At 45.1% G+C, this 26,788-nt stretch carries 25 protein-coding genes; 23 read left to right on the top strand and 2 right to left on the bottom strand.

Features of this window, described 5'->3' with window-relative positions; translation table 11 throughout:
* The 18 genes from flgK to IT393_09795 all read left to right on the top strand — a co-directional run bounded on the left by flgK (position 1) and on the right by IT393_09795 (position 20,114).
* Positions 1-1,683, top strand: a complete 1,683-nt coding sequence (flgK, locus tag IT393_09880) for a flagellar hook-associated protein FlgK (protein ID MCC7202953.1) — start codon at positions 1-3, stop codon at positions 1,681-1,683.
* Between the two features lie 31 nt (positions 1,684-1,714).
* Entirely contained in the window at positions 1,715-2,608 is an 894-nt protein-coding gene (gene flgL / locus IT393_09875) for a flagellar hook-associated protein FlgL (protein ID MCC7202952.1), read from the top strand.
* 35 nt (positions 2,609-2,643) lie between these two features.
* Positions 2,644-2,898, top strand: coding sequence for a carbon storage regulator CsrA (gene csrA / locus IT393_09870; protein ID MCC7202951.1), 255 nt, complete (start codon positions 2,644-2,646; stop codon positions 2,896-2,898).
* Positions 2,895-3,347: a flagellar assembly protein FliW gene (locus IT393_09865; GenBank protein MCC7202950.1), complete on the top strand. Its 453-nt coding sequence runs from the start codon at positions 2,895-2,897 to the stop codon at positions 3,345-3,347. The genes csrA and IT393_09865 overlap by 4 nt, the downstream gene beginning before the upstream one ends.
* Positions 3,348-3,565: 218 nt before the next feature.
* Entirely contained in the window at positions 3,566-4,420 is an 855-nt protein-coding gene (locus IT393_09860; protein ID MCC7202949.1) for a flagellin FliC, read from the top strand.
* A gap of 81 nt (positions 4,421-4,501) precedes the next feature.
* Entirely contained in the window at positions 4,502-4,861 is a 360-nt protein-coding gene (locus tag IT393_09855; protein MCC7202948.1) for a flagellar protein FlaG, read from the top strand.
* 29 nt (positions 4,862-4,890) lie between these two features.
* Entirely contained in the window at positions 4,891-6,285 is a 1,395-nt protein-coding gene (gene fliD, locus IT393_09850) for a flagellar filament capping protein FliD (protein ID MCC7202947.1), read from the top strand.
* A gap of 25 nt (positions 6,286-6,310) precedes the next feature.
* The gene (gene fliS / locus IT393_09845; GenBank protein MCC7202946.1) at positions 6,311-6,727 is read left to right on the top strand and encodes a flagellar export chaperone FliS; all 417 of its coding nucleotides are present in this window, start codon (positions 6,311-6,313) and stop codon (positions 6,725-6,727) included.
* The gene (gene fliT / locus IT393_09840; protein ID MCC7202945.1) at positions 6,724-7,089 is read left to right on the top strand and encodes a flagellar protein FliT; all 366 of its coding nucleotides are present in this window, start codon (positions 6,724-6,726) and stop codon (positions 7,087-7,089) included. The genes fliS and fliT overlap by 4 nt, the downstream gene beginning before the upstream one ends.
* A gap of 97 nt (positions 7,090-7,186) precedes the next feature.
* Positions 7,187-7,543 (top strand): hypothetical protein, encoded by a 357-nt coding sequence (locus IT393_09835; GenBank protein ID MCC7202944.1) that lies wholly within the window; start codon positions 7,187-7,189, stop codon positions 7,541-7,543.
* Between the two features lie 43 nt (positions 7,544-7,586).
* A complete protein-coding gene (locus tag IT393_09830) occupies positions 7,587-9,275 on the top strand; it encodes a glycosyltransferase (protein ID MCC7202943.1) in 1,689 nt (562 codons plus the stop codon).
* A gap of 21 nt (positions 9,276-9,296) precedes the next feature.
* Positions 9,297-12,047 carry a glycosyltransferase gene (locus tag IT393_09825; GenBank protein MCC7202942.1) on the top strand — a complete coding sequence of 917 codons (2,751 nt, stop codon included), beginning with the start codon at positions 9,297-9,299 and terminating at the stop codon, positions 12,045-12,047.
* A gap of 11 nt (positions 12,048-12,058) precedes the next feature.
* Positions 12,059-13,873 (top strand): glycosyltransferase, encoded by a 1,815-nt coding sequence (locus tag IT393_09820; protein MCC7202941.1) that lies wholly within the window; start codon positions 12,059-12,061, stop codon positions 13,871-13,873.
* 3 nt (positions 13,874-13,876) lie between these two features.
* Positions 13,877-15,550 carry a glycosyltransferase family 9 protein gene (locus IT393_09815; protein ID MCC7202940.1) on the top strand — a complete coding sequence of 558 codons (1,674 nt, stop codon included), beginning with the start codon at positions 13,877-13,879 and terminating at the stop codon, positions 15,548-15,550.
* Between the two features lie 2 nt (positions 15,551-15,552).
* Positions 15,553-16,002, top strand: a complete 450-nt coding sequence (locus tag IT393_09810) for a hypothetical protein (GenBank protein ID MCC7202939.1) — start codon at positions 15,553-15,555, stop codon at positions 16,000-16,002.
* Between the two features lie 253 nt (positions 16,003-16,255).
* Positions 16,256-18,337: a GAF domain-containing protein gene (locus tag IT393_09805; protein ID MCC7202938.1), complete on the top strand. Its 2,082-nt coding sequence runs from the start codon at positions 16,256-16,258 to the stop codon at positions 18,335-18,337.
* Positions 18,324-18,923 (top strand): nicotinamidase, encoded by a 600-nt coding sequence (locus tag IT393_09800; protein ID MCC7202937.1) that lies wholly within the window; start codon positions 18,324-18,326, stop codon positions 18,921-18,923. The genes IT393_09805 and IT393_09800 overlap by 14 nt, the downstream gene beginning before the upstream one ends.
* 12 nt (positions 18,924-18,935) lie before the next feature.
* A complete protein-coding gene (locus IT393_09795; GenBank protein MCC7202936.1) occupies positions 18,936-20,114 on the top strand; it encodes a nicotinate phosphoribosyltransferase in 1,179 nt (392 codons plus the stop codon).
* Here the strand turns inward: IT393_09795 and IT393_09790 are convergent, their stop codons facing one another.
* Positions 20,115-20,486 (bottom strand): hypothetical protein, encoded by a 372-nt coding sequence (locus IT393_09790; protein ID MCC7202935.1) that lies wholly within the window; start codon positions 20,484-20,486, stop codon positions 20,115-20,117. It lies immediately after the preceding gene.
* A gap of 79 nt (positions 20,487-20,565) precedes the next feature.
* Positions 20,566-21,939, bottom strand: a complete 1,374-nt coding sequence (gene bioA, locus IT393_09785) for an adenosylmethionine--8-amino-7-oxononanoate transaminase (GenBank protein ID MCC7202934.1) — start codon at positions 21,937-21,939, stop codon at positions 20,566-20,568.
* A gap of 115 nt (positions 21,940-22,054) precedes the next feature.
* On the opposite strand from bioA, the gene IT393_09780 reads away from it, so the two are divergent.
* From IT393_09780 to ribB, 5 genes are all read left to right on the top strand, one after another.
* Positions 22,055-23,554, top strand: coding sequence for a DegQ family serine endoprotease (locus IT393_09780; protein MCC7202933.1), 1,500 nt, complete (start codon positions 22,055-22,057; stop codon positions 23,552-23,554).
* Positions 23,555-23,779: 225 nt separating this feature from the next.
* A complete protein-coding gene (ispD, locus tag IT393_09775) occupies positions 23,780-24,484 on the top strand; it encodes a 2-C-methyl-D-erythritol 4-phosphate cytidylyltransferase (GenBank protein MCC7202932.1) in 705 nt (234 codons plus the stop codon).
* Positions 24,481-24,954, top strand: coding sequence for a 2-C-methyl-D-erythritol 2,4-cyclodiphosphate synthase (locus IT393_09770; protein ID MCC7202931.1), 474 nt, complete (start codon positions 24,481-24,483; stop codon positions 24,952-24,954). Before ispD ends, IT393_09770 begins: the two co-directional genes overlap by 4 nt.
* Positions 24,947-25,591 (top strand): serine O-acetyltransferase, encoded by a 645-nt coding sequence (gene cysE / locus IT393_09765; protein MCC7202930.1) that lies wholly within the window; start codon positions 24,947-24,949, stop codon positions 25,589-25,591. Before IT393_09770 ends, cysE begins: the two co-directional genes overlap by 8 nt.
* Positions 25,581-26,780, top strand: a complete 1,200-nt coding sequence (ribB, locus tag IT393_09760; GenBank protein MCC7202929.1) for a 3,4-dihydroxy-2-butanone-4-phosphate synthase — start codon at positions 25,581-25,583, stop codon at positions 26,778-26,780. The genes cysE and ribB overlap by 11 nt, the downstream gene beginning before the upstream one ends.
* Positions 26,781-26,788 lie beyond the last annotated feature (8 nt).

Genomic DNA, 26,788 nt, shown 5'->3' with positions numbered 1-26,788 from the left:
ATGAGCGGCATAATCAACATATTCAATATTGGCAAGCATGGTATGATGGCCCAGCAGGTGGCCATGCAGGTGACATCTCACAATATTGCAAATGTCAACACAGAAGGCTATTCGCGTCAGGAAGTTATTCTTGAAGAAGGCATGCCCCTTAGCAGTAATCCAGGACAGACAGGGACAGGCGTAAATGTATCGGCTATCATTCGGAGGTATGACAGCTTCATTGAGGGACAGCTTACAGACAGCAAAGAGATGCTGGGAAATCTGGATGTTCAAAAGAACGGTATTTCCAAAATCGAAGACCTCTTCTACCATACTGACGGCAGCGGATTAAATCAACTGCTGGATCAGTTTTTTAATTCCATGCAGGATTTGTCTGCAAACCCTGCAGGCACTGCTGAAAGGGTTTCCGTACTATCAAGGGCTGATGCAGTCACGAATGAGATGCATAGTATGTACAACAGTCTGGAACAGCTGCAGAAGGATATGAATAGCCAGATTAAACAGACCGTTACCGACGTAAACAGGCTCGCCTCTCAAATTGCCTCCCTTAATACTCAGATACAGAGGGCAGAGGCGACAGGCAAGAATGCAAATGATATCAGGGACATGCGGGGAAGACTCCTGAATGATCTGGCTGAGAAGATAGATATTCAATATTTTGAAGATGATTCCGGACAGGTCACTGTAATTGGCGGAGGAATGGCTACACTGGTCGAAAAGGGTAATACATGGGGACTCAATACTGTGAGCAATGCCGATAACAACGGCTACTACAATATTGCATGGTCTCCTGATGGCACAAATTCGCTTGATATTACAGACAGGGTCTCCGGCGGCAGAATAAATGGATTTCTTGCGATCAGGGATACTGAGACCGTTGATGCAATTAATGAGCTTGACAGATTTGCTGCATCAGTAGCGAATGCCATTAATCAGGTGCACAGAACCGGATTTGGGCTTGATGGATCAACGGGGTTGAACCTGTTTTCCCCCGGCTATGAAGTCGGAGACGAATTGTCGGTGGATCTTGGTGAAATTAAATCTCATAGCACCAACACCGGAACGGGGAACCTGAGTATTACGATTGATGACCCTTCTGCCCTGACATTTAATAATTATATGCTTGAATTCTCAGGCGGAAACTACACCCTGACAAATACAGCTACTAATGCTTCAACATCAGCCGCTTATTCGGGTCCGGCTGCATTTACATTTGAAGGTCTCAGCTTCACGTTGTCGGGAGCCTTTGCATCCGGTGATGGGTACAACATAAGCGCACACAAAAATAGTGCGAGAGATATTGAAGTGGCTATAGATGTGAACGAGAGGGATAAAATAGCCGCGGCTGTCACTGCAACCGGCAACAAGGGAGACAACAGGAATGCACTTGACCTCATAGCCCTGCAGGATGCCCTTATTATTGACGGTAATTCAAGCTTCAGCAGTTATTACGGGTCTATGGTGGGGGATATAGGAGTCAGGTCGCAATACATTAAGAACCAGTATTCGGCGCAGGAGTTTTCATCTGAACATCTTCGCAATATGAGAGAGTCCGTATCAGGTGTGTCACTCGATGAGGAGATGACAAACCTGATGAAATATCAGCTTGCATATGAGGCATCAGCCAGACTAATTACAATTGGTAATGAATTATTTGACGCCTTGTTAGGGATTATTAAATAGAATAAACACAAGGTAACCTGAGGACAGGACAATGCGTGTTTCAAATAAAGAGATGTTTAATACTGTTATGGGAAACCTGCACCGGAATATGGAGAAGCTTCTGGAATATCAGAATAGCGCCTCATCCGGCAGGAGGATTATAAAACCTTCAGATGACCCGGCCGGGGCCACAAAGATCCTGGACTATAATACAGCCATATCCAGGACAGAACAATATCAGCGGAACATAAATAATGCCACAGCCTTCCTGAATGCAACGGAGACTGCCGTATCAGCGACACAGGATAATTTTATTCGGGTAAAAGAGCTTGCCATATTTGCCCTCAACGGGAGTAACAACGCTGCTGACAGAAGATCCATGGCTAAGGAGGTGCAGCAGTTATATGAACAGGTGAGGCAAATTGCAAATACGAAATATGATGACAGATATATCTTTTCCGGTCTCAGAACGGATGCCGCTCCTTATGATTTTACAGACAGTTATAACGGTACTGCTTCTCCTGGCGGCAAAATGGACATTGAGATAGATACAGGCAGCACCATATCAATCAATGTGCCGGGTTATGATGTCTTTGGTTCTGCGACTGACGGGACAGACATCCTTGCAACATTGAATAATCTGAAAACGGCAATGGAGAATAATGATGTTAACGGGATTGAGGGTGCAATGACTGACCTTGAAGCCGGAATGGACCAGGTTAACAATGCACGTGCCGGGATTGGTGCCAGGTTAAACAGGCTGGAGACGGCAAAGAACCATTTTGATAAATTACAGTTTGATCTTGCAAAATACAAGAGTGATACTGAAGATGCAGATATTACTAAAATCATATCAGACATGACCTTGCAGCAAAGTATGCTGGAGGCATCCAGGGCAACAGCTGCCAGGGTGCTTCAGCTTTCCATTTTAGATTTTCTGAGGTAAAATGATTATGCTCTGAAAAGCCACGGAGGGGAAAGATGCTAATTCTGACAAGGAAGTCAGGTGAGGGGGTAAGGATTGGGGAGGATATAAGTTTTGTCATCCTGGAGATAAAAGGGAATCAGGTCAGGATTGGGATAGAAGCCCCGAAGAATACCCAGGTTCATCGTGATGAGGTCTATGAAAAGATAAAAGCCGAAAATATAAAGGCTGCAGCATCAACCACAGAGAATCTGCAAAGACTCTTCACGCTGTGGATAGATAAAAGAAAAGGAAATGAAGGGGGTATATGAAACTCTGCACAACCAGATTTGGCGAGATTGACATAGACGAAAATAAGATCATGATATTTCATAGTGGCCTGCTTGGCTTTCCTGATGTAAAGCGCTACGTTTTGTTAAACCATATGAATAATCCTGATGTCCCCTTCAAATGGCTTCAGGCTGTTGATGATCCTGATCTTGTATTTGTGGTAATAGACCCATTGCTATTCAGCTATGATTATGTTCGTGACATAGAGGAGCACAACGTCAGAGAACTTAATATAGCAGGTACGGACGACCTTTGTATCATTGTGATCGTAACTATACCCAATGAGTTACCGGAGTTGATGACAGCAAATCTGCAGGGACCTCTTATTGTAAATCTCAGGACGAGGGAGGCAAAACAGATAGTGCTCTTAGATGAAAGATATCCACTCAGGTATCCTGTATTTCAGGACAGTCCTGTCCTCAATCCGTAGAAAACATCCCGGTACAAGATACTTCCGCAGCTCACCCTCAATGTCACAATGGAATAAAATGACGTCTAAAGTTTCTTTGTATGAAACCGAAAAAAAATGAGATATAAAAAGCAAATAAAAATATAAAAGGAGGTGAAAGAAAAGAGTGACTAACATGGGCAAGGATGCCCAATACCAGCACAGAGCTGGTATTAACAATAAAACAGGGAGGATAAAACATGTCATTAGTTATAAACACGAACTTAGCATCATTGACTGCTCAAAGAAATCTTACCAAAAACAACGAAGCTCTGAAACTTTCCATAGAGAGACTGTCGTCAGGTCTGAGGATTAATTCCGCAAAGGATGATGCAGCAGGCCTTGCCATATCTGAGAAGTTAAGGGCTCACGTACGCAGCATCAACCAGGCTGTTAGAAACTCTCAGGATGGGACGAGTCTTACACAGGTGGCAGAAGGCGCCATGGGCGAGATAAGCAACATCCTGATCAGGATGAGGGAGCTCGCACAACAGTCGGCCAATGGCAGCCTTGGCGATACCGAAAGGGGAAAACTTGACCAGGAATATCAGGCATTGACGGCTGAGATAAACAGGATTGCCGATATTACAGAATTTAACGGTACTAAACTGCTGAATGGTTCACTCAGTTCGACAGGGATTTCACTGCAGGTGGGATTCCAGAATGCAAGTGGCAATACGGTAAATGTTCTTTCAGGACTCAGTGGTGCAGCATCTCTGCACTCTCAGAGTGCACTTGGACTTACAGGTGCGTCTCTAACCATCTCTGTTGTTGCAAGTGCAGCCGCTGCGCTATCCATGATTGACAGTGCAATCTCAAACGTCGCAGGTAAGAGAGGTGACATTGGCGCTGCTCAGAACAGACTGGAGATAACCATCTCCAATCTGAGGGTAGCTTCTGAGAATTTCTCAGCTGCAGAGTCACGTATCAGGGATGCTGATTTTGCCTATGAGACAGCCGTATTTACTAAAAACCAGATACTGACACAGGCATCAATGGCTGTTTTATCCCAGGCTAATACGATTCCACAGATGGCGCTTCAGCTCTTGAAGTAGTGAATCAGGCTGAATGCGGAACATAAGGGTATGGGGAGGGTCTTGTAAGGCCTTCCCCATATATCCCTGGAGTCAGCTATGATGAACGAAAATAACAATGTTGATTTAAAAGCAGTGGGAGTGCATGACTACGCTGTTCCGTTAAAGACAGATAAAAATACGGGATATGGGGTCAAAGAGACCCCGGTGGCACCTGTGGCGGAGGAGAGGGCAAATCAGGAAAATAAAAAAGCAGAGATATCAAATGCTATTTCCGATCTTGAACGCTTTTACAGCAGGACCATTCGATTTGAGGTTGATAGTGAGTCAGATGCCGTAACAGTCAAGGTAATTGATAAAGAGAGCGGGGAAGTCATCAGGCAGATACCTTCGGCTGAGCTTGTTGAGCTATCCAGGAAGATCAAAGAATATAACATGCATATATTGGATGTAGTTGCTTAGGTTATTTTGCAGGATGAAGGGGTGTAAGGATGTCTACTTTTTCTGTTTCCGGTCTGAGTTCCGGTATTAATTCTGATGAAATTATCTCCAAGCTTATGGAGTTAGAACGCCGTCCAGTATCACTTCTGCAAAGTAAAAAGACTGCCTACAATGATAAAATAACGGCTTACAGTGACCTTGCGTCAAAGGTTTCTGCGTTTAAGACAGCTGCTGATTCACTGAAGACAACATCCAACTTTTATGCAAAGAAGGCATCGGTCAGTGATAGCACTGTTTTAGATGCCTCGGCTACGAACTCTTCACCTGCCGGCAGCTATACAATAGCATCTCATTCTACTGCAGGAAAGATACAGCTCGCGCAGACAGAACAGAAATCGCATACGGCAGGCACTGTCGCCCTTACAACAAGCGTAAATGACAGCGGCTCCGGCAAGGTCTTTCAGTATACCTATGCAGGCACCCAGAGATCAATTACCGTTGCAAATGGCACGACCCTTGAGGGTCTCAGGGACCTTGTCAACAGCGACTCAGGTAACCCCGGGGTTACTGCTACGGTAATATATGATGGTTCTGTTTATAAGCTGGCGCTTACTGGTAATGACAGCGGAAGCGCAAAGACCATCAGCATTGATGCCGGAACAACCCTGGATGGCACAGGCAGTACAGTAAATTTTACCAGCAGCTCATTTACGACGAATCAGACTGCCCAGGATGCTATGCTCAGGATAAATGGCATTGATATAACAAGCAGCTCAAATACAGTATCAGGTGTTGTTGCTGGTTTAACCATCACCCTGAAAAAGGAATCCACAAGCTCTGTTACTGTTGCAGTTACAAACGATACAGACTCAATAAAGAAAAAGATCGAGGACTTTGTAAAGGCCTACAACGATGTAATTAATTATGTAGCTTCAAAGTCGACATGGGACAGCACTTCCAGGACCGGAGGACCTTTATTCGGAGATGCAACGGCAAGGGATGTGGTAAGAAGATTGAAAGAGCTGGCCATAAGTACAGTTTCAGCCGCTTCATCTGATGTGGATTCCCTTACAAAGATTGGCATAACTACCAACTCAAAGGATGGGACACTTTCTGTAAACAGCACAACATTGGGTGACAAGCTTGCATCAAAGATAGATGATGTAGTCAAGCTATTTGCAACGACCACGACCGGCATAGCCAACCTGATGTGGAGTTACTCCGATACCGTCACTAAATCTACTGATGGCGCCCTGACTATCAGAAAAAGTGGACTTCAAACTGTTGTTAATAATATTGCAGGTAATATAACTTCCCTCGAAACAAGATTGAATAAAATAGAGGACGATCTGCGAAAAAGATTTTCATCATTGGAGACACTTCTGAACGGACTAACGTCACAGGGGACATTTTTGAGCAGTCAGATTACACAATGGAATAAATAAAGACAATAATAGGGAGATATAAAGAATGCAACAATTATCAGAGTACAGGAAGGCAGAAGTTAATACATCAGACAGGGTAAAGATTATTTCAATGCTGTATGACGGAGCCATCAATTTTATCAGGGTTGCAAGAAAGAGGATGGAGCTTGGTGACATTGCAGGTAAGGGACTTTATATCGGCAAGGCCTCCTCAGTGGTTGGCGAGCTAATGAGCTCGCTCGACATGGAGGCAGGCGGGAATATCTCTAAAAATCTCAGCAGGCTCTATGATTTTGTCCAGGACAGGCTAATCACTGCAAACATGAAAAACGACGAAAGGTCGCTTAACGAGGCTGAAAAGGTCCTTGATCTATTGAGGTCTGCATGGAAAGAGTTAGGCAGGGATAACACGGTTGATATTCCCAAAGAGGCAATCTCTGCCGGGATGGATCTCAGGGTATGAGCAGTGAAAGAGTCTGCAGCCTGTACAAAAACCTCCTCGGACTGGCAGAGGATCAGTTAAATGCCCTCAGGGAAGAAAGGTTTGAAGCAGCGTTAGAATATCCCGAAAAACGTCAGATAATCATCAATGAGATTCAGAATCTTGACGCTCTATACAAGGATGATCATGAGGCGGGTGATTTCTCCCATGAAATCAGAGTCCATATAGAAAAAATACTTACGATTGATACGGAAATGCAAAACTTCCTGAAGAATGAACTGAATTCAATCTCCCATAGACTGGAGGCCGTCCGGAAGGCCAAAACCTTTTCCAGAAACATCACTTATCATCAAAAAAGCGACACGCTTGATATCAGTGCATAACCCGCATATATTCGTCTCTTCCATCTTTTCAAGGTAACCAAGACACCATAACAGCACAATAAAAATATGGCAAGGTATTTGCTTATTCATGAGGATCATGATTAAAAGCAAGACGCCATCCACAAAAATCAGTGGATCGAAAGTCTCACTTGACAGCAGGGACCTTATAACGGACAGGGTAAATGCGTTTTATAATGAAATGCCATTTAACTATTCTGATTCTGTGCAGAGTTTTGTAAGTAGCCTTAGGACATATAACCCCATTAAAAAGAATTATCATGCTGTCCACAAGGCATTGGATAGTGCTGAACCAAAGCGCATTGCAGATGCCGGTAGCGGAACCGGATGGTTCTTTAATTGTGTTGCGTACCATTATAAATTGAATGTAACAGGAATTGATCTCTGCAGCCATACCCTGGACAGAAATCACATATCTCAGTTTATGCCCTGGTGATACTGAAGTGGCCAGGCTTCTTCATACTATGCAGAGATAATTTATGACTACTGACAATTATTATACTATATCCGTTATTGAGGCAAAGAGCGGAAGGCCGTCAATGAGAATGATCTCAGGTGATGGATCCTCAAAAGCAGTCCATAGTATATACGACCCGGAGGCTGAGGCAAAGACTATTGCGGATGCCTTTTCATTTGACGGTATAGGCATCCTTGTCATCCTGGGATTAGGGCTTGGATATCATCTGGCGGCACTTATCAGCAGGTTTCCGAAAGCCATGATTATCGTGGTTGAGTCAAGTCATGAGATATACGAATTGGCAATGAAACACGGAAGGACTGGAGAGATTGAAGATAGAGTCAGATTCATAGTTGGATTACCTTCTGATGAGGCTATTAAGGAAATTGCCAGATTTCAGATGAAGGCCGGCATGCCTCCTCTTGCCTTTTTCCCCCTGTTGCCGGCCATTTCAGCACTCCCTGGTTACTACAATCCTGTCCTGAGCTCTTTAAAAAAAACGGTATCAGTCAGATTCTGGGAGAGGCTCAGATATCCCAAGTTTAAAGAGGAGATTACGAAGATAGCCCTTATAGATTTTGGTTATTTCCTGACTTCTGAACTGGATAAGGCTATAAGAAGGCTTGGTCACAAGGTTTCAAAGGTTCCTGTAAGGAAAGGCGAGAATGGAGAGGTCATTGTGTCGCGTTTGTTGAGCAGCATCCTTGAGTTCAAACCGGATATGTTCCTTACAGTAAACCATCTTGGTTTTGATGAGGATGGGGTTTTAACATCATTTTTCAAATCCATAGATATGCCAGTGGCATCTTGGTATGTTGACAGCCCGAATCTTATTGTCAGGGCGTTTGACAGGAATGTGTCTCCCTGTGTCACTCTCTTCTTATGGGATAAGGGATACATAAGCGATATGAAGGACATGGGTTTTGAACTGGTCGAATATCTTCCTCTTGCTACGGATACTGACGTGTTCAAACCTCTTGAATTAAGCCAAAAGGACCTGAACAGATTCAGTTCGGATATCGGTTTTGCAGGCAACTCTATGGTTGAGCCGGTAGCTGATAAACTGGAAAAGGTGCCCTTTGAACTCCACGCAATTGTCGAAAGGTTAGCGCAGTACAAAAGTGTCCTGCGCGGGTCCTTCGATGATTCACTGAGAATATTGAATAAGGATGAGCAGGAGAAAATAAAGGTTCTTCCTGTCCTGGAAAGACTCGATCTTGAGGCCGCTGTGCTCTGGAGGGCAACACTTCTGTACAGACTCTCCTGTATGGAGATGTTTAGAGAATACAGACCGGGGATTCACGGGGATAAGGGCTGGCACGAACTCTTAAGCAGAGATTTCAGTATCAGGCCACCGCTGAATTATTACAGAGAACTCCCGCTTTTCTACAATGCCTGCAAGATAAATTTCAACGCTACGAATCTGCAGATGGGGAGAGCCGTTAATCAGAGGGTCTTTGATGTGCCTGCCTGCGGGGCATTCCTTTTAACGGATGACCAGGATGCGTTAAGAGATCTCTTCGATACAGGTAAGGAGGTCATTACTTATAAAGACAAGGAGGAGATTCCAGATCTTTTGAAGTTTTACCTGAAAAATCCTCAGGAAAGAATGCGCATAGCTGAACGTGGGAGAGAAAGGGTTGTGAGGGAGCATACATACGTACACAGAATAAAAATGTTGACTGACAGCATGAAGAGGCGATATTCCTGAACTGCTGGTCTGGAGGAATTAATGAAGATATCCATTTCAATGATTACACTGAATGAGGAAAAGAATATAGCAAGGGCGCTGAGTTCATGTACCTTTGCCGACGAAATAGTTGTTGTGGACGGTGGGAGTACGGACGGCACGCTGGATATACTCAGATCACACGGTAAAGTTGTGCTTATACAACAGGCATGGGAAGGCCATTTTGGGAAACAGCGGCAGATCTCTCTTGATAATTGTTCCGGAGACTGGGTGGTGCGCCTTGATGCAGATGAGGCATTTTCTCAGATTATTGAGGAAAATATAAGGGCCGTGCTTGAATCAACCCCGCCTGATACAGCCGGCTATTTTATCCGTCAGTGTAATCTTGTTGGAGATGAAAAATATTATTCAAATAGTGCGGATAACTATGAAAATATTCCGAGAATATGGCGTAACCTCAAAGTAGCCAGATGGGAAGGGCGGGTACATGAAATATTGAAAGGACTTGAGGGTGGATTAGCCAGACAGTGGGATGCATACATTGTACATTATGGTTTACTCGATAAAAAAAGGTTATGGAACAAAGGTGAGCAATATTCACAGATTGAAGAAGCCGGTTTCAATTCCCCGGAAGAACTAATCTACAGGGACTATGATGTCCAGTTAAGACCGTCAAGGTCCAGAGTCAGCAGTTGGGTTCCTCCGTATCCTCCTGAGAAGAGATCCGGACTCCCAGGGGTTGCAATTTTAAGAGGGCCTAATCTGAATCTCTGGGAGATGCAGAACTATGAACCGCTTTGCAAATCCTTTGACATCACATCATATACAACAAATCAACCCAGTTTTGACATATCCCATATAAATGTTCCAATAGTTAAACTTCCTCCCCACCCCAAAAATCCTGCCTATATGGTTGGCCTTGAGGCTGAACTCCTGGATAAGGATATTATTTATACTGCTGATATTACATGGATATTCACATATCAGGCTGCTATTATGAAACAGAAATTCGGGAAGAGGATTGTTGCCCTCGAGTGGGAAAACATCCCCTTTGCCTACGAAGAAGACGGGCAGATGAGAGAGATGAAGCGGTTTAACCGGCAGATGGTGGATCACTTTATTGCGGTCACGGAAAGGGCAAAGGACGCTTTGATACTGGAGGGGGTTCCGGAGGAGAAGATATCTGTTATCCCAATGGGAATAAATATAGACAGATTCAGACCTGATGAAGAGTCGGGTACAAGGTTAAGAAGGGAATTGGGAATCGGCAAAAGTGAAAAGGTTATTCTATTTACAGGACGGATGGTTTGGGAAAAGGGGATTTATGACCTGCTTTATGCAGCCGGGCTGCTTGAGCTTGATTGTCATATGGAAAATGATGCCGTAAGATTTCTTATTGTAGGTAAAGGCCCGGAATCAGAATGTGTTAAAAACAGGGTCAGGGAACTTGGTTTAGAACACCTTTTTACATTCATGGAAAGCTACCCATACCACAGGATGCATGAGATGTTTAACATGGCCGATATTTTTGTCCTGCCAAGTATCTCTGCAAGGACATGGAAGGAACAGTTCGGTATGGTCCTGATAGAGGCGATGGCCTGCGGTCTTCCGGTCATATCAACCTGTTCCGGCTCTATTCCTGAGGTGGTGGGTGATGCCGGTATCCTTGTTCAGTCTAACGATCCGAGGGGCCTTTATCAGGCAATAAAAGGACTTTTAAATAACGGGGAACATAGGATGGAGTTGAGAAAGAAAGGGATGGAAAGGGCTATCAGGGAATATGACTCAAATAAAATAGCCATGAAGGTTGGACAGTTGTTTGAAGAATTGTTACAGTCCTCTGTTCAGAATCAAAAAGGAACAGATGAGGCCATTGGCAGGGATTACTTTCGTCAGGGAAGAAGAGAAGTTGAGGCACTCGTACCTGTGGAAGCCATGAGGATTCTGGATGTCGGTTGCGGAGAGGGTATCCTCGGAAAACGGTTGCTGGACAGGGGGGCTGCTGAAGTTGTTGGTATTGAGGTTGATCCTGCGGCGAGTGAAAGGGCAAAAGAGAACCTGTCACGCGTTTTACAGGGAGATGCAGAGTTTCTGGAACTTCCTTATGAGGAAGGCTATTTTGACTGTATTATATGTGCCGATGTACTGGAACATCTTAAGGAACCATTAATAGCCCTCAGGAGATTCAACCGGTATCTTGCTGATTCAGGCACCATAATCGCAAGTATCCCGAATGTCAGATACTACGGCGTAATAAACATGCTTGTTGAAGGGGAATGGAAGTATCAGGACCATGGTATCCTTGATAAAACCCATCTGAGATTCTTTGCAAAAAAAGATATAGATACACTGTTTAAAGAGGCAGGGTTTGAGATAACCGGGATAGCTGTTAATATGGATCCAGGTTACACTTCTCTGAATGCCCCGTTTTCAGAGGAGATATCCTTTGGGAGGGTGAAGCTCAGGGGGGTTTCACACGAAGAACTGAAAGACCTCTTCGTGATTCAATACCTGGTTAAGGCAGAAAAGGCCGGAAATAAAAAGATGTATGACGCCATGAATACTGCAATTGATTCCGGAGATTTTGGTAAGGCGATTGATATCCTGGAGGAGTATTTGGAGCAGCATCCGGCTGATGCGGATTCTCTGTACCGGCATGCGGATGTCTGCTACAGGATGGGTCAGCCTGACAAAGCGCTCGATAGTATTGATAAACTTCTCCTCTTTGAACCGGAAAGAAGTGATGCCATTGAGCTAAAAAGTAAAATCAGTATGGTATCTTCAAGAGGATAATTCAGGAAAACATGTCTGCGAATAGCCATATATTCAGGAATAACATAGAGGTCATGAAGAATAATGACCCTGTACTTGTATCTGCAGTTATCAACGCAAGAGCCGGTGATGATCTGAAACTATATGTATCAAAGACAGGGATGCCTTCAATGAAGTCAGGGGATATAACTCTGCACAGCCTCTATGACCCTGAAAAGGAGGCTGCCGGGTGGGTTGAGTATCAGAGGGAAAAGGTAGAAATGGGATCTGCAGTGGTCGTCCTCGGATTTGGACTTGGGTATCATGTTGCAAGGCTTTGCGAACTCGATATTTGCCGGATATCAGGAATGGATATCATTGTCTTTGAACCCAGGCTCGATATCCTGAAAACCGCACTGGAAAATGTTGATTTAACCCCTGTACTCTCAAGAGTGAAACTGGTAACAGGGGATAGTATGCCTGTTTTGCCCAAAGGCTTTACTATAGCAGAGCATGGTCCGTCTGTTGCGATCAGTGGCGCCTATTTTAACGGTCTCCTTGCGAAACTAAGATTACGTCAGTCTGTGAAGAGTGGCTTGAAGATCATGGTGGCAGGGCCCATATACGGCGGCTCTCTCCCTGTTGCAGGATACTGCGTCTCTGCCTTGAAGAAACTGGGTCACCAGGTTGATTATGTTGACAATAGCAAGTATAACGATCTCTTTCAGTCCATCTCCGGGATAACAAGTGAAAATGCCCATCAGAATCAACTGCGCTCCATGTTGCTCTCCTTTCTGTCAGAGGCCGCCATAGCGAGATGTGCGGAGTTCAAGCCAGACCTCGTATTCGCCCTTGCTCAGGCCCCTTTAACGGAAACCAGTCTGCAGAAGCTTAGAGAGAACAGGATACCCACCGCCTTCTGGTTTGTTGAGGACTTCAGGCTTATGAAGTACTGGGAGAGGATAGCTCCCCTTTATGACTATTTCTTCACAATCCAGAGGAATGAGTTCTTTGAAAAATTGGCGGCTGCGGGTGTCAGGAACTACTCGTATCTTCCCCTGGCTGCTTCCCCGGACATTCACCGAAGACTTGACATGTCAAAGAAGGAAATGGACACCTACGGAAGTGATATATCCTTTGTAGGATCGGGCTACCATAACAGGAAGTTTTTCTTCAGCGGATTGCTCGATTTTGATCTTAAGATATGGGGGAGCGAGTGGTGTGTTGGCATGCCATTGCTGAGCCATATTCAAAGAGGCGGTGAATGGATAGATACTGAAGAATCCGTAAGGATATTTAATGCCTCAGGGATAAATATGAACCTCCATTCGTCCGCATATCATGAAGGGGTTAATCCTTACGGTGACTTTGTTAATCCAAGGACATTCGAGATAGCATCCTGCGGATCTTTCCAATTAGTGGATTACAGGTCTGAAATGTCTGAGCTCTTCAATGCAGGTCATGAGATTATTTGCTTCAAAGATCTGAATGATGCAAGGGAAAAAATCAGATACTATCTCAATAACCCTGAGGCAGGGGCTGAGATATCGGCAAGAGGCAGGGAAAGGGTCTTAAGAGAACATACGTATGAACAGAGGATGGAGAAGATGTTTGAGTTTATCTTTGAAAAGGGATATGAACGTCCTTCGTGGGATTCGGGAAAAGAAGATGTGGAAGGTCTTATTGAAGAGGCCGGCAGGCATACTGAACTGGGGCTGTATCTGGAGCGGTTCAGAAACAGAGGGGCGATTGCAATGACTGATATCGTTGATGATATGGCATCCGGCGTGGGTGAACTTTCACGGGCGGATAAAGTATTTGTATTGATTAATGAGATCGGCAGGCAGTTTGCTGCAAAGAAGGATTGAGCAATGGAAAATGTCCTTATAATCAATCTGACACGTATGGGAGATCTTGTTCAAACTACCCCTGTGATGGCAGGCCTGAAAGACGCCTTCCCTGATGTAAGGATTACGCTTCTTATAAACTCCGCCTTTGCAGAGATATGTAACTATATCCCGTTTGTAGACAGGCTCATAAGCTTCAATATGGATGGATTCATAGTGGGAGGGCGGGGTGAGTTTCCCGGTCTTGTCAGCAAATACAGATATATGGAAGAGATTCTGACGGATATTAACAGTGTTACATATGACTGTGTAATAAACTTCACTCATACCACGGTTAGTGCTGCCATCATGTCCCTTATCCGGGCGAAGGAGTTCAGGGGATTTATTGCGGATAATAAAGGACATTCCCTGATAAAACATCCATGGCTGAGGTATTTCTTTAATATTGTCCCCGGAAGGATTTATAACCCTTTTCATCTGTGTGACATATATATCAAGGCCGGAGGGGCCGCACCAAAAGTAAAAGGTCTTTTTCTTGAAGTTCCGGAAGATGTATTTGATACAGCAAGGTCGCAATTAAGGAAGGCAGGGGTCAGGGATGGCGATTTTATAATAGGATTTCAGCCGGGAGCAAGTGACAGGCACAAGATGTGGGCCACAGACCGATATGCCGAACTGGCAGGGAGACTGACGGGAAGGCTTGGGGCAAAAGTTATAGTCTTTGGTTCAGGCAGCGAAAGGGCGCTGGGTGAAGCAATAAAGATGGGGGGAGGAAGCGGGGTAATCAATATGGCCGGCAATACATCATTGAAGGAGCTTGCTGCATATCTTAAATGTTGCCATCTTCTTGTTTCTAATGATTCAGGTACAATGCATATTGCCACTGCTGTGGGGACAAGGGTTATGGGAATATCCCTCGGTGCGGCCTATTTCCGTGAGACCGGCCCATATGGGAAAGGACATATCGTCATTGAATCCACTGTCCCCTGCCACCCGTGCAGTTTTCATGTTAAATGTCAGGACATGATTTGTAATGACACTGTCAGTGTGGATGGCGTCTGCCGGATTATAGAGATGATTAAAAATGACAGTAGTGTAACAGAGGTTGATGATTCCCCTTTCTGGGAAGGTATGCAGGTTTATGAGGCGCTCTTTTCTGATGATGGATTATTAGAGTATGTTCCAATGATCAAACGGCCTGTTACCAGGGATGACTTTTTCCGTCATCTTTACAGACGGGTGTGGCTGCAGACCCTTGAATGTAATGATAACACCATCACCCCGTTGAATTCATCTGAATTCCCCCATTCCACATCTGAGAAAGAGGGGATAATTCATGATGAGATGAATGCCCTCAGGAGGCTTGAGGAATTGGCCGGCAGGGCGCTTGAAAAAGTTTGCCTGATTGCAGAAGAGGCAAAGAGGGAAAATTATGATGTCGCAAAGATTAAAGACGTCTGGGCGGATGTGCCGCTTATTGATCAGGAGATAGAGACCATTGGCTTTACCCATATTGCCCTGCGTCCCATTGTGATTTATTTTAAGTTCGGGAGAGAAAGTCTCGAAGGTGCAGATGTGGCAGAGTTGGCAGGAGCAGCATGCACCATGTACAATAATCTTATAAACCAGTTATCTGTAATGATTCAGCTTATTGAGCTGGTTAATGATAATAGCAATTTAATTTCAGAAAGGAGATAAATGTGGCAATCATAGATGTTAAAAAAAGGGAAGAATTGCTGACGGCTATAAATGACGGCATTGTCAGCACGTGTGAGATTATAGGGCAGATCAGCGGGAGATTAATAGATTGTGCCAATTTTCTCAGGATGGAACAGAATGAGAAGGTCTTTAATGAGATTACAGCCCTGATGGACAATCTCAGTGACCTCATGGATTTTATCAGGGAATTGAAAAATGGTCTGGGTCAGTTTGAGATTTCCCCGGAATCCCTTTCGTCATGGGATAAATCCGTAGATATCTTCAAGGAGATGCTCCCGGTCTTTGAAGGAAAGGATTGGATAACCCTTGCAGACCTTATTGAGTATGAGTTGAACCCGCTTCTTTTAGAAGGTAAAAATGGTTTATCTGAACTTAAGCAAAGATTGGTGGTAAAACAGGTGGACATGACAGTATCCGGTCAGCGCTGTTAAGCCTGAGCCCGCAAGTACCATCGTCCCTGGTTCAGAAACGCTGTTAGATGTGTCTGGTGCCCATTCCGCAATGCCAGTACTGCTGCATGGTTAACACCAACAGTCATTCTATTTGCCAGGGTATCCCCGGTTGTCTTCAATTTCTAAATTGTTAAATCCAATCCAGTTCTTATGCATTGCATTCGTTTGACTTGTGAGATAAATAGTTTTGGGTTAATATCAGTATGGAAAACAGGTTATGTGAGGAGTCAGAGTGGATATTCATTCAGAATTGCCGCAGTTCTACAGCGATGTCATGCAGAGCCTTTCCGCCTTTCAGCGCATTGTTGCAATGCTTAACAAAAAGTCTGATGTGAAGACGATATGTGATGGGGTTGTGAAAATACTGTCCGACGAACTTGGTCTTGAACATTGTTCAATTATGCTCCTCGATGATAGCGGTAATTATGTGGTGAATCAGGCCGGCGTATCAACTACTGATACAGCGAGAAACGAAGATGTATTTAACAGGGCATTCAGGGTCGGGGAAGGCGTAGCAGGTATGGTTGCTAAAAACAATACCCCGATACTGATATCAGATGTGGATAATGATGCCAGATTTATGAGGTTAAATTCAGCAGTTGACATAGGATCATTGCTCTGTCTGCCTGTTTCAGCAGGCGGCAAAGGGCTGGGTGTATTGAATCTTTCCCACAGTAAGCGTAAATTTTTCAGCAAGCACCATGAAAAGGTCTTCTCCATACTTTCCACAACAGTCGGACATCTTATTAATCTTGTCAGGCTTCAGAAGGACCTTGAACTATTAAACAAAGACCTGCAAATAACAGTCCTGGAGAGGACCAGGGAGATAGAAGAGTCACACGAATACCTTAAGAACATATTTGAAAATGCGAGTGACATTATTTTTACTATTGACAATGATGGGAAGTTCATTTTTCTTAATAAAAGGGTAGAAGACCTCGGTTACACGAAAAATGAACTTGTAGGTCAGCTGTTTGATACCCTCTTGATGAATGAAAGGGCTATAAGGGCCTTTGTACAGGTACTGAAGCAGGGAGGAAAGAAGACACTTGAAATGGACCTTAAAGGCAAAGACGGCACCGTATGGCAGACACTATGCAGTTTTGCCCCTCTGAGGAGCAGTAGCGAGGGCATTGTGGGTCTGCTTGGAGTTGCCAAGGACATTACAGAGCAGAAGATGCTCGAAAAACGGTTGTTTCAGTCTGAAAAGCTTGCGTCTCTTGTCACCTTTGTCTCAGGCATTGCACATGAACTCAATAACAGGCTTCTCCCGATATTAGTCTATTCAGAACTCCTGCAGCAGTCACCCATGGCTGAGAATGAATTAAAGCTTATAAAGACAGTTAACCGGTCTGCCACAGGAGCCAGGCGTATTGTTGAATCATTGCTGCGATTCTCAAGGCAGGACAAGCCCCGGAAGAGTCCCGTCAACCTCAATATTATTGTTCAGAATGTATTGACCCTGCTTAACTACAGGATATCTTCTGCTGCCATCTCTGTAAGGCATGAGTTTGATGATACTTTGCCAATGATATATGCGGATGAAAGGCAGATAGAGCAGGTATTTGTAAATATAATTAATAATGCCTGTGATGCCATTGAAGAAAAGGGCGGAACTGGTGGAATACTGGAAGTCAAATCATATCTAATTAATAAAGAAATCGGTATTGACATTGTCAATAACGGACCTGAAATACCAGGCGACGTCATTGGCAAAATATTCGATCCGTTCTATACGAGCAAGGAAGTCGGCAAGGGTACAGGGCTTGGTTTGAGCCTCTGCTATGGAATAATCCGTGAGCATGGCGGTGACATAACAGTCAGCAGTGAGGCCGGAAAAACCCGGTTTGCTTTGAGGCTGCCAATAACGACGTCTGACGATACTGCGAATAACGTAATTGAGGACTCAGCAAATGATATTGCCTGTCCCGCGAACATCAGGTTAAAAATGGTGCTTGTTGTTGATGATGAGGATGACCAGCTTGATGTAATGAGGCATATATTGGGAGACAGGTATAAGGTAATTGGTGTCAATTCCGGAAATGAGGCTATTGAAAGGCTAAGCACTGAAGATTATGACATTGTTATATGCGATTTTAAGATGCCGGGTACAGACGGTGCCGGTGTATATGAATGGGTGAGCAGGAATAAGCCATATATGGAGAAGAAGATGCTTTTCTCTACAGGTGATGTGCTTGGGGGAAAGGTTGATGCACTGATTAAGAAGATCGGCGGGAATTATATTATCAAGCCGTATAATATTGAAGAACTTCTGGAAAAAGTTGAAGGTATAATGAATAATGACGGGTGTTAGAGTTACAGCCGGTTCGGCACTTATTGCCGTAGATATACAGAATGACTTCTGCCAGGGCGGGGCACTGCCTGTGCCTGATGGTGATGCGGTTGTCCCGGTAATGAATTTGTATATAAGAAAATTCAGCGAAGTAGGTATGCATATATATTTTTCAAGGGACTGGCATCCGCTCAATCATTCATCCTTCAGGTCAGCCGGGGGGATATGGCCTGAGCATTGTGTTCAGAATACGCGCGGAGCTGAGTTGCATACGGGTCTTATAATGCCTGAGAAGAAGGTGATTATTGAAAAGGGGACGGCAGTTGATAAGGATGCTTATTCAGCTTTTCAGGGCACTGCACTTGCGGAACAGTTAAGGAAGGCAGGTATAAAGAGGCTTTTCATAGGTGGATTGGCTGTTGACTATTGCGTGAGGAGCACAGTTCTGGATGCATTGCATTCCGGGTTTGAGGTCTTCTACCTGTCAGATGCCTCGAGGGGCGTGGATGTCAATCCAGGCGACAGCGAAAGGGCTATAGACGAGATGCTCGGGGCAGGTGCTGTTGAGACGGTATATGAAGATTTAATGTGGCAGGGGGGACCTTAAATGGATCGCAGGATGTTTACAGCAGATTTTGATGATATAAAGGCCGGAAGAGTGACAGATGTTTATTTTGATCGTACTATGAAGATACTCAAGGCCAGGGGCATAGATAAATGGGTCAAGGCGGAATTCATAGCCAAGGGACTTCCGAGTGGCAGTGAGTGGGGTGTATTTGCCGGACTCGAGGAATGTTCGCGCCTGTTTGAGGGTATGAAGATTAATGTGCGTGCAATGCCGGAAGGAACGGTCTTCCACCCATATCAGCCTGTCCTCGAGATAGAGGGCATGTATACTGATTTCGGTGTGTATGAGACAGCAGTGCTTGGTTTCTTGTGTCAGGCATCGGGTATTGCGACAAAGGCAGCCAGATGCAGGAAGGCGGCAGGAGACAGGCGTATAATAAGCTTTGGGGCAAGGAGGATGCACCCTGCGATAGCCCCTATGATTGAGAGGAACGCTTATATAGGGGGCTGTGACGGCGTGTCGGTCCTGGTGAGCGGGGAATTGATAGGGGCAGATCCAGTCGGCACTATGCCGCATGCACTTATTATACTCATGGGGAATTCAGTTGATGCTACCAGGGCATTTCATGAAGTTATTGACCCTGCAGTAAACAGGGTAGCACTGGTTGATACCTTTGGAGATGAAAAGTTTGAGACGATTGCAGTTGCAGAGGCCATGGGCAGGGACCTGTATGGGGTGAGACTCGATACACCTGGAAGCAGGAGGGGAAACTTTTTCAGGATTCTCCAGGAAGTCCGGTGGGAGCTGGATCTGAGAGGCTTTAAACACGTGAAGTTGTTCGCGAGCGGCGGCCTCGATGAAGATACGATAGCAGAGCTCAATCCCGTTGTTGATGCATATGGGGTAGGGACTGCCATAAGCGATGCAGATGTCGTGGATTTTGCAATGGATATCGTTGAGGTAGACCGGAAACCCGTTGCAAAAAGGGGTAAGATGTCTGGCTCAAAGAGGGTTCTCAGATGTGACCTTTGTTATAATTCGATAATGATACCATTGACTGCAATCCCGGGAGAAGATTCACAAGGCCATGATTGTTCCTGTGGCGGACTGTTAAGGGACATACTGCTTTCTCATGTGGAGGGGGGAAAGATTATAGGAGAAAGACCTTCGGCAGGTGAGATAAGGGATTATGTCCTGAAACAGATTCAAAATGACCGGTTCCGGTTATAATCAGTAATTTAGTTCCATATGAATTTTGGATTCGGACCTGTTTTTCAACTCCTCACTGAAAAAATATCCGCACAGGAAATCAACGTCATGCAAGTCCTTGTGATCAATAGGAAAGGCCTCACACTGCTTTGGCCTGCCTGTATTATATATTGCACACCTCGTATTTCCGTCAGTTCCTTCAAGGAATGGACACTTGAGTATCAGACTGCAGCACTTGCCGCACTGAAAGCAGTCTCCATATCGCGCCTTCTGCTTTTCTTCTATGTATTTCTGGTTAAAGTTGCATAACACAAACCGTCTGAGCTTGCTGTTTATCTGTTTTAAGGTCTTTTTTGCATGCCTGTCAATATAGTACTGTATTGTCCTTGTCAATGAATCCCTCCTCTAAAATTAACAATCAGTATTGATAACATATTAGCCATAATGATATCAAGAAAAAAATTATGTGGCCTTATGCCGGTAGGGTGGACTCAATTGCTGCAGAAATTATGGATGTCATCTTTCTTATGGTATTTGACGATATGCTGAGGGGCGGCATTAATATAATTACATTACCGATCGGTCTCAGCATCAGTCCCATTTCCCTTGCCCTGAGACAGACACGGAACCCCATTTTATCCTCCAGCGGGAATGGTGTTTTTGCACGTTTATCCTGTACAAGCTCAATCCCCGCCATCAGCCCCTTTTGTCTTATATCTCCGACATGAGGGTGGTCCTTCAATGGGGAAAGCAGTTTCTCAAGGAGGATGCCCTTTTCTCTGACATGCTCAAGGACTTTATCCCTTTCAAATAAATCAATATTGGCTATGGCTGCCGCGCATCCCAGAGGGTTTCCGGTGTAACTATGGCCATGAAAGAAAGACTTGAACTCTTTGTACTCTCCAAGGAATGCACTGTGTAAGTCTTCGGTTACAAGTGTGGCGGCAAGCGGCAGATACCCGCCGGTAATCCCCTTGGCTACTGCCATTATATCAGGATCAATCCCGTCATGTTCGCATGCGAACATCCGGCCGGTCCGCCCAAAACCTGTAGCAACCTCATCTGCAATAAACAGGATATCGTATTTTCTGCAAATTGAGTATATCCTTCCCAGATAACCTGGCGGCGCTACGATCAGGCCTGCAGCAGCCTGGACAACCGGCTCAACAATAATGGCGGCTGTCTCACTATGGTGTTTCCTTAACACCTTATCAGCCTCTGAGGCACAGGCAAGACTGCAATCAGGGTAGACCTTCCCCATGGGACATCTGTAGCAGTCAGGTGACGGGATCCTGATGGTTTCAAATAAGATGGGTTTGTATATCTTGTGAAAAAGGTCTATCCCCCCGAGGCTTACTGACCCTATAGTATCTCCATGATATGCATTTTCCAGGGCAATAAACTTTGTCTTCTTCTTATGTCTCCCCCCCCTGATCTGCCAGTAGTGGAATGCCATTTTCAGGCCCACTTCAACTGCTGTTGACCCGTTATCTGAATAAAACACCTTTGACATGCAATGCAGTCCTGAATCGTGCGCAAGGTTGATCAGTTTTTCAGCCAGTTGAATGGATGGTATGTTTGAAAGGCCGAGCAGGGTGGTGTGAGCGATTTTTTTTAGTTGTCCTTCAATAGCCCTGTCAATTTCCTTCTTTCTGTGACCATGAACATTAACCCATATGGAAGAAACACCGTCTATATATTTTCTGCCTTTAGTATCGTATATATATGATGCATTCCCCTTTTCTATAATCAGGGGGGTATCGGCCAGCCATTCTTTCATCTGGGTAAAGGGGTGCCATATGTATCTCTTGTCCTTATCTTCCAGTGATGAAACTTTATTGTCCATGAATGAAAACTATCCTAAAAACAACTGCAATGTCAATATCTGAAGTCGTCTTTACAATTTAATCTGAATAATAATATAATGTAAACTAAGTCATTAAATTCTGAGGAGGGTGTCTATGGATGGGTTTATAAAAAAGTTCGATAAGAAGAATGTAGTTATCGCTACCATACTTATTTCAATTGGCGTAATTGCGGGAGTCATTGTTTCTTCAAATCTCGGATGGATTCCAATCGGTCAGGCCAAAGTTCAGCCAATTCCGCCTAAAATAACTCAGCAGCTTGCTGAGACTGAAAGGGCCTTTGTCGAGATTTCTAAACGGGTAACTCCTGCAGTTGTAAACATTTCAACAACAAAGTCTTTAAGAGGCATGGAAAGGGGGCCTGTATCTCCCTTTTTCCAGGACCCCTTTTTCAGACGCTTCTTTGGTGACGAATTTTTAAGGGAACATGATACGCCCAGGAAATACAAAGAGCAGAGTCTTGGTTCAGGCGTTATTGTTACAGATGACGGATATATAGTAACAAATAATCATGTGGTTGAAGGCGCTGATGAGATAAAGGTGGTGTTGTCAGACAGGAAGGAGTATGCAGGCAAGATTGTCGGGGCTGATCCAAAGACTGATCTGGCGATTATCAAGATAAAGGCCAGCGAACTTCCGGCTATTGTGTGGGGGGATTCTGATCAGATAGAGGTTGGGGAGTTCGTACTTGCGATAGGCAGCCCGTTTGGGTTGAATCAGACAGTTACAAGCGGCATCATAAGCGCCAAGGGGAGGGCTAATGTAGGCATTGCTGACTATGAGGATTTTATTCAGACAGATGCTGCCATTAATCCGGGCAATTCGGGCGGGGCGCTCGTAAACATAAGGGGTGAGCTGATAGGAATAAATACAGCTATATTTACAAGAAGCGGTGGTTACATGGGTATCGGCTTCGCTGTGCCAAGCAATATGGCAAAATCTGTTATGGATAGTCTGGTAAAAGAAGGGAAAGTTACAAGAGGCTGGCTTGGTGTCTATATACAGGACATTACGCCGGAGCTTGCAAAACAGTTTAAACTGAGTAACAACACAGGCGCCCTAATCAGTGATGTAATGGATGGAAGTCCGGCTGACAAGGCAGGGCTTCAGCGGGGGGATGTAATATTGCAATATAATGGCAAGGAAGTGGAAAATAATTCTCATCTTAGAAATATGGTTGCACAGACACCTGTTGGAAAAACGATTGATGTCAGGGTCATTCGCGACGGACGTACCGAATTGCTGAAAGTTGTTATCGGAGAACTGCCTGCTGATCTGGCCAAAGGAGAGAGCGGGGAAGGCAGTCCGGAAGGGATCTTCCAGGGGGTAACAGTTCAGGGCCTTACAACTGAATTGAGGGAGAGGCTCGATATCCCTGACAAGATTAAAGGTGTTGTTGTCTCAGGTGTTGCTGCGGATTCTCCTGCCCAGGGGTACGGACTCAAGCCGGGTGATGTCATCCTGCAGATAAACAGGAAGGATGTAAGGACGGTGAAAGATTTTAGCAAAGCGGCAGAGGAAGTAAAAAAAGGCGATAGCGTCTTAATGCTTGTATATCGTGACGGAATGACGATTTATATTACACTGTCACAGTAACAGAGGGACTTAACAGCAAAAAATGACAGGGATTTTCAGATGAACCGTCATGAGCCCGTCGGCTGTTCGGCACGCTAACAGCTCAGGCTCACCAGGGTTCATGAAAACGTCATTCCCGCGTAAGCGGGAATCCAGACCGGGGCCTGGTTCTGGATTGCCACTCCCCGCTTAAATCCTGCGGGGACAGGTTCCGTGGGAATGACAGGTGAATAGGAGCATTTTCAGATGAAGGTAACGGCCATAATACCAGCAGCGGGAAAAGGTAAGCGGATGGTCCATACTGTTCCCAAGCATTTTATCCGTATCGAAAACAAACCGGTACTGGCACATACGCTGGATGTCTTTGAAAAATGCCCCGAGGTACATCAGGTTCTTGTAATCTCGAGGTCCGGGGAAGAAGACTATTGCCTCAAAGAGGTTGTTGAGAAGTATGGCTATAAGAAGGTCTTAAAGATTGTGATTGGCGGGGACAGGCGGCAGGACTCGGTTTATAGCGGCATTAAGGAGCTTGATGAAGACACGGATATCGTGGTTGTGCATGACGGCGTGAGGCCGTTTGTTTCTCCAGGGACCTTAAGTGAAGCTGTAAAACTTGCAATGTTTGCTGACGGTGTTGTGACAGCAGTCCCGGTCAGGGATACGATTAAAGATGTCGGAGAGGATGGTATCATCAGATCAACACCAGACCGCTCCACACTCTGGAATGCACAGACACCGCAGGTATTCAAGAGACGGATTTTGGAAGAGGCATATTTAAGGGCATATAATGATAAATTCTCAGGTACGGACGAGTCATCACTGGTGGAAAGGCTTGGCTATAGGGTTAAGATAATGGAAGGAACCCCTGAAAATATAAAGATTACTACAAAGGAAGACCTTCTGTTTGCTGAAGTTATATTGATGATTCAGAAGAAAAAGAGCATAAAATGAGGGCAGGCATTGGGTTTGATATCCACAGATTCGAAGAGGGCAATTCAGTTATACTGGGCAATGTCTGCATCCCCTTTCACAGAAAATTGTCAGGGCATTCAGATGCAGATGTATTGCTTCACGCAATCTGTGACGCTATGCTTGGCGCAGCCGGCGAAGGAGACATCGGCATGCATTTCCCCAATACGGATGCGTCCTTAAAAGGCATTTCAAGTATTGAATTGTTAAAGAGGACGAGGGACATAATTAAACAAAAAGGTTTCAGGATCTCGAATCTGGACTCTGTTGTCATTGCTGAGGCCCCCAGGATCCTTCCGTACAGGGATTCAATGATAAGCAATATAGCAGTTGCCCTGGAGATTGATGTGAAGCAGGTAAATGTAAAGGCAACGACCAGTGAAGGTATTGGGGCATTAGGAAAGGGTGAAGGGATATCTGCATACGCAGTTTGTCTTCTATCCTATGTTTGACAATATAAGGAAGGATTTATATGCAGTTTTCGAGAGAGATCCTGCTGCGTCCGGGAAGATGGAGGTTGTACTCACATATCCCGGTTTTCATGCAGTCGTGTTTCACAGGATGGCTCACTGGTTATGGAGACGGGATATACCGCTCCTGCCGAGGATAATATCACACCTGAGCAGATTTCTGACAGGCATTGAAATACATCCCGGGGCAAAGATTGGTTCGTCTTTTTTTATAGATCATGGAATGGGTGTTGTAATAGGCGAGACCACGGTAATCGGCAATCATGTTACCCTTTTTCAGGGTGTGACATTAGGGGGAACCGGCAAGGAGAAGGGAAAAAGACATCCCACGCTTGGTAATAACATCGTAGTGGGAGTAGGCGCCAAGGTGCTTGGAAATATAGTAATTGGTGACAATGTGAAGGTGGGGGCCAATTCTGTAGTTCTTGAGTCTGTTCCAGCGGATTCCACAGTGGTAGGAGTTCCCGGCCGTGTTGTGAAACAGGGTGGAAGACGGAAGACGGAAGCGATGATGGATCATGTCCACCTTCCTGATCCTATAGCGGACAGGATTGAAAGGATCGAGAGGGAGTTGGAGGATATTAAGGAGCAGGTAAGGAGAAGGAAAAATGGGGCTTAATTCCATTGAAGAGGCTATCGAAGATATAAGGCAGGGCAGGATGGTCATTCTGGTGGATGATGAGGACCGTGAAAATGAAGGCGACCTTGTCATGGCAGCTGAAAAGGTGACACCTGAGGCGATTAATTTCATGGCAAAATTCGGCAGGGGGCTGATATGCCTGACACTGACAGCTGAACGTGTCGAGGAACTTTCACTTCTGCCTATGACAACGGACAACACAGCCCCTTTTGGCACAGCCTTCACAGTTTCAATAGATGCGAGGCATGGGATTACAACCGGCATATCGGCGCACGACAGGGCTTTAACAATACTAAAGACAATAGACCCTGAGACGAGGCCGGCTGATCTGGCCAGGCCCGGGCATATATTCCCCATCAGGGCTCAAAAGGGGGGCGTCCTTAAAAGGGCAGGGCAGACCGAAGGGTCAGTTGACCTTTCGTCGCTTGCAGGGCTGAACCCATCCGGTGTTATTTGCGAGATTATGAATGAAGATGGGACTATGTCGAGGCTTCCGGACCTGATCAGGTTTGCAGGAGAATACCATCTCAGGATTGTAACAGTGAAGGACCTGATAGAGTACAGGCTGCAGAAGGAGTCATTCATACGGAGAGTGACTGATTCGAGACTGCCGACGGAATTCGGCGATTTCAAGGTTATAGTGTATGAAGATGAGCTTGACCATAATGTACACCTTGCCCTGATTAAAGGGGATGTCAGCAGCCTTAAGAATGTCCTTGTTCGTGTCCACTCTGCCTGCATTACAGGGGATATCTTCATGTCCCGGAGATGTGACTGCGGTGAACAGCTCCATAAGGCTATGGAGATAATTGAGAAGGAAGGGGCCGGCATACTCCTGTATATTAATCATGACCTGAGGGAAACACTGATAGGCAAGATATCATTATATAAGATGCAGGATAATGAAGAGGAGGGTGCAAAGGAGTGCGTTATCGGGGGGAACAGGCCTGTTCTGCGGGAATATGGCGTAGGCGCTCAGATACTGGTTGACCTGAATGTAAGACACTTAAGGCTGATGACAAACAACCCAAGAAAAATTGTGGGTCTGGAAGGGTTCGGACTGGATGTGGCAGAGCGCGTTCCAATAGAGGTTGTTCCACACAAAGAAAACATTGATTACCTGACGGCTAAGAAGAGAAAACTGGGACACATGCTAAGTAAAATATAAATTTATAG

It is taken from the genome of Nitrospirota bacterium (genome assembly GCA_020851375.1).
Classification (GTDB): Bacteria; Nitrospirota; 9FT-COMBO-42-15; order HDB-SIOI813; family HDB-SIOI813; genus RBG-16-43-11.
This window is presented reverse-complemented; position numbering and strand designations above follow the sequence as displayed.

Excerpts from the sequence above, each read along its gene's own strand:
- IT393_09855 (MCC7202948.1), top strand. The coding sequence starts at position 4,502 with ATGAACGAAAATAACAATGTTGATTTAAAAGCAGTGGGAGTGCATGAC.
- IT393_09830 (MCC7202943.1), top strand. The coding sequence starts at position 7,587 with ATGACTACTGACAATTATTATACTATATCCGTTATTGAGGCAAAGAGC.
- fliS (MCC7202946.1), top strand. The coding sequence starts at position 6,311 with ATGCAACAATTATCAGAGTACAGGAAGGCAGAAGTTAATACATCAGAC.
- IT393_09770 (MCC7202931.1), top strand. The coding sequence starts at position 24,481 with ATGAGGGCAGGCATTGGGTTTGATATCCACAGATTCGAAGAGGGCAAT.
- cysE (MCC7202930.1), top strand. The coding sequence starts at position 24,947 with ATGTTTGACAATATAAGGAAGGATTTATATGCAGTTTTCGAGAGAGAT.
- IT393_09835 (MCC7202944.1), top strand. The coding sequence starts at position 7,187 with ATGATTAAAAGCAAGACGCCATCCACAAAAATCAGTGGATCGAAAGTC.
- bioA (MCC7202934.1), bottom strand. The coding sequence starts at position 21,939 with ATGGACAATAAAGTTTCATCACTGGAAGATAAGGACAAGAGATACATA.
- flgK (MCC7202953.1), top strand. The coding sequence starts at position 1 with ATGAGCGGCATAATCAACATATTCAATATTGGCAAGCATGGTATGATG.
- IT393_09815 (MCC7202940.1), top strand. The coding sequence starts at position 13,877 with ATGGAAAATGTCCTTATAATCAATCTGACACGTATGGGAGATCTTGTT.
- IT393_09865 (MCC7202950.1), top strand. The coding sequence starts at position 2,895 with ATGAAACTCTGCACAACCAGATTTGGCGAGATTGACATAGACGAAAAT.
- fliT (MCC7202945.1), top strand. The coding sequence starts at position 6,724 with ATGAGCAGTGAAAGAGTCTGCAGCCTGTACAAAAACCTCCTCGGACTG.
- csrA (MCC7202951.1), top strand. The coding sequence starts at position 2,644 with ATGCTAATTCTGACAAGGAAGTCAGGTGAGGGGGTAAGGATTGGGGAG.
- ribB (MCC7202929.1), top strand. The coding sequence starts at position 25,581 with ATGGGGCTTAATTCCATTGAAGAGGCTATCGAAGATATAAGGCAGGGC.
- IT393_09800 (MCC7202937.1), top strand. The coding sequence starts at position 18,324 with ATGACGGGTGTTAGAGTTACAGCCGGTTCGGCACTTATTGCCGTAGAT.
- ispD (MCC7202932.1), top strand. The coding sequence starts at position 23,780 with ATGAAGGTAACGGCCATAATACCAGCAGCGGGAAAAGGTAAGCGGATG.
- IT393_09795 (MCC7202936.1), top strand. The coding sequence starts at position 18,936 with ATGTTTACAGCAGATTTTGATGATATAAAGGCCGGAAGAGTGACAGAT.
- IT393_09860 (MCC7202949.1), top strand. The coding sequence starts at position 3,566 with ATGTCATTAGTTATAAACACGAACTTAGCATCATTGACTGCTCAAAGA.
- IT393_09780 (MCC7202933.1), top strand. The coding sequence starts at position 22,055 with ATGGATGGGTTTATAAAAAAGTTCGATAAGAAGAATGTAGTTATCGCT.
- flgL (MCC7202952.1), top strand. The coding sequence starts at position 1,715 with ATGCGTGTTTCAAATAAAGAGATGTTTAATACTGTTATGGGAAACCTG.
- fliD (MCC7202947.1), top strand. The coding sequence starts at position 4,891 with ATGTCTACTTTTTCTGTTTCCGGTCTGAGTTCCGGTATTAATTCTGAT.
- IT393_09825 (MCC7202942.1), top strand. The coding sequence starts at position 9,297 with ATGAAGATATCCATTTCAATGATTACACTGAATGAGGAAAAGAATATA.
- IT393_09820 (MCC7202941.1), top strand. The coding sequence starts at position 12,059 with ATGTCTGCGAATAGCCATATATTCAGGAATAACATAGAGGTCATGAAG.